Source organism: Marinospirillum insulare DSM 21763, from assembly GCF_000686905.1.
GTDB lineage: Bacteria > Pseudomonadota > Gammaproteobacteria > Pseudomonadales > Halomonadaceae > Marinospirillum > Marinospirillum insulare.
The window spans coordinates 1-7519 of record NZ_JMLW01000055.1 but is presented as its reverse complement, the minus strand read 5'-3'; the positions used below and the strand labels follow the sequence as shown (position 1 = coordinate 7519).

General features: G+C 38.6%; 5 protein-coding genes and 2 pseudogenes. 5 read left to right on the top strand and 2 right to left on the bottom strand.

Annotation, left to right across the window (positions count from 1 at the left end; all coding sequences use genetic code 11):
• The 3 genes and pseudogenes from BP27_RS16390 to BP27_RS17190 all read left to right on the top strand — a co-directional run.
• On the top strand, positions 1–873 hold an 873-nt coding region (locus tag BP27_RS16390), incomplete at its 5' end, for an MFS transporter (protein ID WP_036240380.1).
• 96 nt (positions 874–969) lie between these two features.
• On the top strand, positions 970–3087 hold the full coding sequence (locus BP27_RS16385; protein ID WP_051610582.1) for a sensor domain-containing protein: 2118 nt from the start codon (positions 970–972) through the stop codon (positions 3085–3087).
• 76 nt (positions 3088–3163) lie between these two features.
• Positions 3164–3292: pseudogene (locus BP27_RS17190) on the top strand (ammonium transporter); the annotation flags it as partial.
• An 83-nt stretch (positions 3293–3375) separates the two neighbouring features.
• Here BP27_RS17190 and BP27_RS0113200 read toward each other — a convergent pair.
• The gene (locus tag BP27_RS0113200; protein ID WP_027851940.1) at positions 3376–4011 is read right to left on the bottom strand and encodes a LysE family translocator; all 636 of its coding nucleotides are present in this window, start codon (positions 4009–4011) and stop codon (positions 3376–3378) included.
• Between the two features lie 341 nt (positions 4012–4352).
• Here BP27_RS0113200 and BP27_RS16380 point away from each other — a divergent pair, with 341 nt between their 5' ends.
• Positions 4353–6377 (top strand): TonB-dependent receptor domain-containing protein, encoded by a 2025-nt coding sequence (locus tag BP27_RS16380; RefSeq protein WP_051610581.1) that lies wholly within the window; start codon positions 4353–4355, stop codon positions 6375–6377.
• Positions 6378–6859: 482 nt separating this feature from the next.
• Here BP27_RS16380 and BP27_RS17055 read toward each other — a convergent pair whose 3' ends face one another.
• Positions 6860–7171 carry a DNA cytosine methyltransferase gene (locus BP27_RS17055; protein WP_281172156.1) on the bottom strand — a complete coding sequence of 104 codons (312 nt, stop codon included), beginning with the start codon at positions 7169–7171 and terminating at the stop codon, positions 6860–6862.
• Between the two features lie 78 nt (positions 7172–7249).
• On the opposite strand from BP27_RS17055, the pseudogene BP27_RS17050 reads away from it, so the two are divergent.
• A pseudogene (locus tag BP27_RS17050) lies at positions 7250–7429 on the top strand (HisA/HisF-related TIM barrel protein); the annotation flags it as partial.
• Positions 7430–7519 lie beyond the last annotated feature (90 nt).

Sequence of the window (7519 nt, the reverse complement as noted above, 5' to 3'; positions counted from 1 at the left end):
AGTATTTTAATGGGCTTAGGCATAGCTGTTATGCAGCCCGCCTTACCTGCCTTACTAACCCGTTGGCTAGAACCCGCTCAGCTTGCCCTAGGTAGTGCGGTTTATATGAACGGTATGTTAATGGGTGAGTTTATAGGCGCAGGTTTAACCTTGCCTATTTTAATGCCTCTATTAAATAATAGCTGGCAACTCACGCTGATAGTTTGGTCTTTGCCTGCCTTGCTAGTGGTTGCGCTTTTATTTCTTCCTAAACAACACGCTTTAACGGCTTCTAATAGCACAAACAATAAAAGCTGGTTACCTAACTGGTCAGACCCTTTGCTCTGGCGTATGGGCTTTTTATTGGCAGTGAGTGCTTCATTATTTTTTGGCGGCAATGCCTATTTAAGTAGTTTTTTAGAAGCAAGGGGTGAAAGCCATTTATTAGAAGCCGCTTTTTTCTGGTTTAACATAGCCCAGATGTTTGCCTCAATTTTAATGCTATTTATGGCTAGGCGTTGGATAGCACGAATACTACCCATTAAAATTAGTTTAATTTTAACCATTGCCGGTATGTTAGGTATGTTGTTATTTAGTGGTTGGCTAAGTTTAATGTTCGGTTTTATGCTTAGTTTTTGGGCAGGCATTTTACTGATTTTATTGGTGGCTTTACCGCCACAGTTAAGATCGGGGCATGAAGCAGGTAAGTTAGCAGCAGGCGCTTTTACGGTTTCTTATAGCCTATCTTTCTTCTTGCCCTTAGCAGGTGGTTTAGTGGCAGACTGGTTTGGGCAAGCGTCTCTTAGCTTGTGGTTTTTATTATTAATGTCTTTGCCTGCGATTCCTTTAGCTTGGGGCTTTCCTTTACAAAATAACAGTAACAAGTTTTGTTAATATATAATATTATTTAGACAACAGTGCTATGTTCATTTTTTTCATAACCTTATTAGTAATTTTATGAGCTTATAAACAATTATACTTGGAGTTTTTATGGGTAACTCGCGTCAGCTTCAATTAGAATTAGATGCCGAAAAAGAAAGAAACAGACTTCTATTAGACATAGTTAATGCTATTCCAGAACCCATTGTAGCGAAAAACTGGGATGGTAATTTTATTTTTGTTAACAAGCATGTTGCCCAGCTTTATGGCACAACACAGGCAGCAATGATAGGAAAAGAAGATTCATTTTTTACAGGCAACAAAGAACACGGCAAGCTTTTCAAGGAAAGTGTTCAGGGTATAATGAGGCGTTTCAAGTCAGAAATGGTTTATGAAGAATCAGTTGATAGTAATACTGGCGAAATTCGTTATTTTAATTCATTAAAAATTCCTTTTAAAAATAGCCGTGATGAATTAAATATCGCGGTCATTGCTAGAGATATTACTGAAATAACCGAAATCAAAAATCAAGCTGAGTTCAATGCTAAACGCTTAAATTATGTGCTTGAAGTTTCGGGTGAAGGAATGTGGGATTGGAATATGCAAACCAATGTCGTATTTCAAAATAAGCGATGGGAAGAAATTACTGGCGTTAAACATTCAGAAAAATCAATTGAAGAATTTCAAAATTGCATTCTCGAAGAAGACCGAAACTATGTTTTTAAATCGCTTAACGCATTAATTGAACATAATGCTCCTTACGATATTGAATTCCGGTTTAAACACCCTAGTGGCAAAATAATCTGGATTTGGGACCGAGGACAAGTTATTGAGTTTGATGAGCAGGGCAAGCCAGTATTACTCGTTGGTATCATGCAGGATATTACGCAACAAAAAATTAATCAGTTGAAAATCGAGTCTATGGCTTTTCATGATGATTTAACCAAACTTGCTAATCGCGCACTACTCAATGATAGATTACAGCTTGCACTTGAGCATTCTAAACGCTCTAAACAATGTGGTGCGGTACTGTTTGTAGACTTAGATCACTTTAAAACCATCAATGACTCTTACGGCCATAAAACAGGTGATGAACTGCTAGTAATAGTAGCAGACCGCATTAAATCATTGGCGAATGAAGGTGATACGGTCGCAAGGTTTGGTGGAGATGAATTTGTTTTTGTATTGAATGACTTACACACTAACCCACTTAAAGCGGCACTTAAAGCAGAAAATATTGCCAATCAAATTCGTGAAGCAATTTGTCAAAAAATTTCTATAAAGCTAGAAAAAAATAGTGACATTGATTGCTTTATTACAGCCAGTATCGGCATTACTATTTTAGATTCAACAATAGAGACAGCCGCTAGATTACTACAACTTGCAGATTTAGCCTTATATCAGGTTAAAAAGAATGGCCGTAATGACTGTGCAGTGTTTGATCCGGTGATGCAAAAGCAATTCGATTACACCATGCGCTTAGAGATAGAAATGCGAAACTCTTTGAAGCAGGGTGACTTTGTTTTGTATTATCAGCCTCAGTACAATTTTGAAAAAAAAATAGTCTCTGCCGAAGCTTTAATTCGTTGGATTCATCCAGAAATGGGGTTAATCAGCCCAGGTGATTTTATTCCCATAGCTGAAGAAACTAACTTAATTTTACCAATGGGCAACTGGGTATTAACCCAAGCTTGCCAACAGCTTAAAAAATGGCAGGCAAACCCTAAAACTAAACATTTGTCTTTATCAGTTAACGTCAGTGCTAAGCAAATTTGGCAGAAAAACTTTGTACCAGATTTGAAAAAAATCATTCTCGATTCTGAGATTGATTTTTCTAAATTAGTTTTAGAAGTGACAGAGTCAGTTGTATTAGGCGATATAAAAGAAGTTGTGATGAAGTTAAATGAGTTAGTAAGCTTTGGACTAACTTTTTCTTTAGATGACTTTGGAACAGGTTATTCATCTTTAGGTTATTTAAAGAACTTACCCATTAATGAACTTAAAATTGATCAATCATTTATTCGTGATTTACTTGTAGATAAATCTGATTTAATCATGGTCAAGTCAGTTATTGATCTAAGCAAAAATTTTAACCTTATAGTGGTGGCTGAAGGAATTGAAGAAGAAGCTCACTTTGAATATTTAAAACAGTTTGGTTGTGATATATACCAAGGCTTTTATTTTAGTCGGCCTGTACCTATTGCAGAGTTTAACTTGCTTATATGTTGACCTACTCCCGCCATCAAGCCTTTAGGCTAAGATGGTGAAATCTTTGCGACCCATGACAGCTGATGGCTGCCACCTTTCGCTTGTTGTCTGGTGGTTACTGAAACTGCTCTTTGGTCTTCGCATTAGTGCAGAAGATGAATACCAAGGTGCTGATATTAGTGAATGCGGAATGGAAGCCTACCCAGAGTTTTCTAACAAAGCTTAGAAAGTAAAACAAAAAACCTACTAGCCTAAGGGTTAGAAGGTTTTTTACTTGATAAAAAAGGTGAAAGTTAAAAGTTCTTATAGCTAGTATTTACTGCCTAGCGATTCTAAACCTACCATTCTAATGCCGGTGGTGATTAGGGCTACACCAGCCACCTTATTAATCATACTGACCGCCCAAGTTTTTAGCTGCCTTCTTGCTAGTTGTCCGCCTGCATAACCAAACATACTGTAAACCAACAAGTCCGCTAAAATGCAGGTAAAACCCATAATCAACAGCTGTAAAGCAAGGGGTTTGTTCGGGTCAATAAACTGGGGTAAAAGGGCAGCAAAGTACATCAGTGCTTTAGGATTAGCTAGGTGGACAATCAAACCTTGAGAAAAAGCCCTAGTTGCTGTTGTTTTAGTGCTTTGCGCTTTAACTTTAATAGTGGCTGTTTTAGAGAAGATTGCGGAAAGACCCAAGTAAAAAAGGTAAAGCACACCAAGCCACTTAATAACTGAAAATATAAGGTTTGATGCCACAATTAATGATGCAATACCTGTAGCAGATAAGGCAAAAAATAGTGCATCGGCACTGGCAACGCCTAGCACACTAAAAAATGCCATTTTAGCGTTACTTGAGGCACCTTGAGTTGCAACCCTAATAGCTGAAGGCCCAGGCACCAAAACAAGCATAATGGTGGTAATAAAAAAGAAAATGTATAGCTCTGTACTCATAACTACCCTTTACTCAATAAACCAACCGGCATTTGCTACTCAGCAACCCTTATCTAGCCTTTACTAGTCAGTAAGCCCTTTCGTTTTCTGTATCCTATCAAGACACAAAAAAATACAACCTATTGATTTCATGAATGTTTTCAACTGAAGCAATAATAGCAACACTCATTTCAAATGCATTATATAACTAAAGTGTGCCTAGAGGGCTCAAAAAAGTTCACGCCGCTTTTGAAATCTATTGAACCAACAACGTCTACAATGTTATGTTATAAAATAACAATTCAATCAACTAAGAGGCGACTTTAGAGATGTATCTTCCAAATCGATATGCAGCATTATGCATGGCGTCTATCGTTGTATCGGCACAGGTATTTGCAGATCAACAAGCGACTGGTTCAACAAAGCTTGAGAAGATTGTCGTCTCAGGAACTAAAGAAACAAACTCACTAGAGCTTGATCTCGACCAAAAAGAATTACAACAGGCCAATTCTTTATTTGAGACGCTAAAAAATGAATCATCTATTGATATTGCTGGCGGCGGAGCTTCAAATGCAAAACGTATCTATGTAAGAGGTGTAGAAAGCTCGACACTTAATATCAGCCTTGATGGTTCGACGCAGGGTAAAAATATCTTTCAGCACAGAGGTAATGAGTTAGGCATCAACCCGGATATTCTGAAGGTTGTGGATGTGCAAACGGCTCCCGATGCATCAAAATCTGCTGCTCTTGGCGGCGTTCTGTTCATGGTAACGAAAGATGCCAAAGACTTTGTAGTAGGCAACAAAACCGGTGGTGGTAGCATCAAAGCTGGCTATAACAGCAACACACAATCAAATCTAGGCAACCTAACAGCCTACAAGGTATTTAATAAACATTTTGGCTTAGTCGCTTCCGCTTCTGGTGTGAATAGTGAAAACTATGAAGATGGTAAGGGTCAAGAAATGCTGGGTACAGCCTATGAAGATAGAAACTACCTTTTAAAATTTAATGTAGATGATATTAATGGCCATAGCTTGGCAATATCACTCAATCAAAACTCCAACGCTGGTGATATGCAATGGGGAAGAACAGGAAGTGACAAAGGACTTAATGTAGACCCTGAGTCCCTTGAAGAAATTTCCTCTACGACCACGACCTATGGTCTTCAACATAACTACAGTCAAGGGCAACTTCTTAACCTTGATACCGACCTTTATCTTACGAGCATCTTAGTTGATCGCGTGGATGCGGAAAATGAATACCAGAACGATAATATTGGCTTGAAAGTTCAAAATAACTTTTATTTTGATTCATACTCGACTAAAAGTGATTTGACGGTTGGTTTTCAAATTGCGGATGAAGAATCAACATCAGACCAAGTAACAGGCGCGACCTACACTGACACAAACGGTAATAATGTTACGTCAGGCTACGCGGAAATTACATCTGATAGCAAAGCGCTATTTGTACAGGGCGTTACCACCATCCGTGATCTTGATATTCGCTACGGCGTCAGATGGGATGACTATAATTTGGAAACAGGCTTGGGCAAAGAGTCAGATAGCACGCTTTCACCCAATATGGGCTTAAAATATCAACTGAATGAGCAGTCAAATATCTACGCAAACTATGGTAAGGCATCAAGAATGACCGGAACCATTCCTTTTACGTGGATGATGCATATTGCCGACGGTTACCGCTATTCTTCTGACTTAAAAGCTGAGAAATCAACACGATCTGAAGTGGGTTATAACTTTACACAGGATAGTTTATTCAACGCGAAGGATACATTTAAGTTTGGGGCGAGTCTTTTTAGAACAGAAATTGATGATTTAATTCTATCTAAATCCGGTCTTACAAATGCTGGTGGTAAAACCAGTGTTGCTGGTGAAGCCGGTATTGCACTGACGGATATGGTTAATAGTGATGAAACCCATACTTCAAAAGGCTTTGAATTAAAGGGTAGTTACTTTATCAATGACTTTTTTGCTTCTCTTTCTTATACACAAATTGATACCAACACCACCATTGAATCAGCAGGTGAGCCGCTTACTATTCGACGTGTAGCAGGTTTTGATAGTAAAAAAGTTGTCTTAAATACAGGCATGGAAATATTCAACGGTTTAACACTTGATTACACCTTAACTGCCGTTGCAAGTATTGATAATGAACAACTAAAAAGGGGCAGTTATGTCGTTCATGATATCAGTACAAAATATAAAACAAGTAGCAAGTCACCTTTCACTTTCTATGCAGCCATTCATAACTTAGCCGATAACTACTATGCACCTCACACTACTTTAGTTGCCGGTAGCTTTCAAACAAGTGATGATTACCGAAGAGAAATTGGGCGAGATATTCGAGTGAGTGCCAAGTATGAGTTCTAAAATAATTTAACTTAATACCAGCAATTAAATTGGTCTAATGAATAACACCTCATTAGACCAATTTCACAACAGCCATTTGCAACCACTACTCTTAACTAGAATTCACCTAGCAGCACTAAACCTTCTCAAATACAAAATTCTAAGAGGATTTACTACTGCTAATTTTTTAAGTTATAAAGAGCCGCTCCAAGCTTTTGGCTCAAAACTTAACGTAGCAAAGTAATCTTCTAGCGTTTCTGCACGGCGAATCCGTTCTACACTACCATCGGCTTTAAGCAATAGCTCTTGTAGGGGTTGGGGTCAGAGTCAAAGAACAAATCGATTGAACCTGCCCCGTTGTGTTTACAGCTTCGCCGTGAACTTAAAAGGCGCACCGTGCCTAGTTTTGTTATGTGCTACTTATCTCTAATACTTGCCTGTGGCAGTTTTAAAATTGCCTCACCAGCACCTTTGTATATGGGTAGCCCTAATAAATTCTCTGATTAACAATGTGTTGGCTGTGGGTATTGAAAATAATGTAAGTTTTTTGCAGCAACAAAAAATAGCCTACGCCTTTTTTGAGGAACACCATAATCTGCAGCCATCAACTCTCTATGAGTCACATCGTAGCCAATATCTTGAAATGATTTATATATTTCTTCAATCATGTTGGCGCTTTTAACTTGCGCTAAGCCATAAACGTTTTCCATAACAACTATTTTTGGCTTCAAAGCATTAACATGTCTTATGTAGTCTCGATATAGCACTCCAAGAGGATCGTTAGTAGCTTTCTGTTTTCCTGCTACTAGTGTGATGATAAATTTGGTGTGGTTTGACTCTGCACCTACTCTCTCAGTGTTTCGATAGTTGCGCCGCCTGCACTGCAGGCAAAAGGCGAACTTTTGCTAACTAGCATGGACAGAGACGGCACCAAAAACGGTTTCGATTTAGGTGTTACTTCTGCCATTGCAGAAGCTGTTAGCGTGCCGGTGATTGCTTCTGGGGGTGTGGGTAACTTACAGCACCTAGTCGATGGCGTTCTAATTGGTAAAGCAGATGCAGTATTAGCGGCTCTTCGCATTTAAGGGTGTAGAAAAGATCTGGCTCACTAGAAAAGGAGTCGGGTTTCTTAGAGAATGTAAGTTCCAACACAAACAAAACTA

Coding starts and splice junctions, on each gene's coding strand:
- BP27_RS16385 (WP_051610582.1), top strand. CDS start 970: ATGGGTAACTCGCGTCAGCTTCAATTAGAATTAGATGCCGAAAAAGAA.
- BP27_RS0113200 (WP_027851940.1), bottom strand. CDS start 4,011: ATGAGTACAGAGCTATACATTTTCTTTTTTATTACCACCATTATGCTT.
- BP27_RS16380 (WP_051610581.1), top strand. CDS start 4,353: ATGGCGTCTATCGTTGTATCGGCACAGGTATTTGCAGATCAACAAGCG.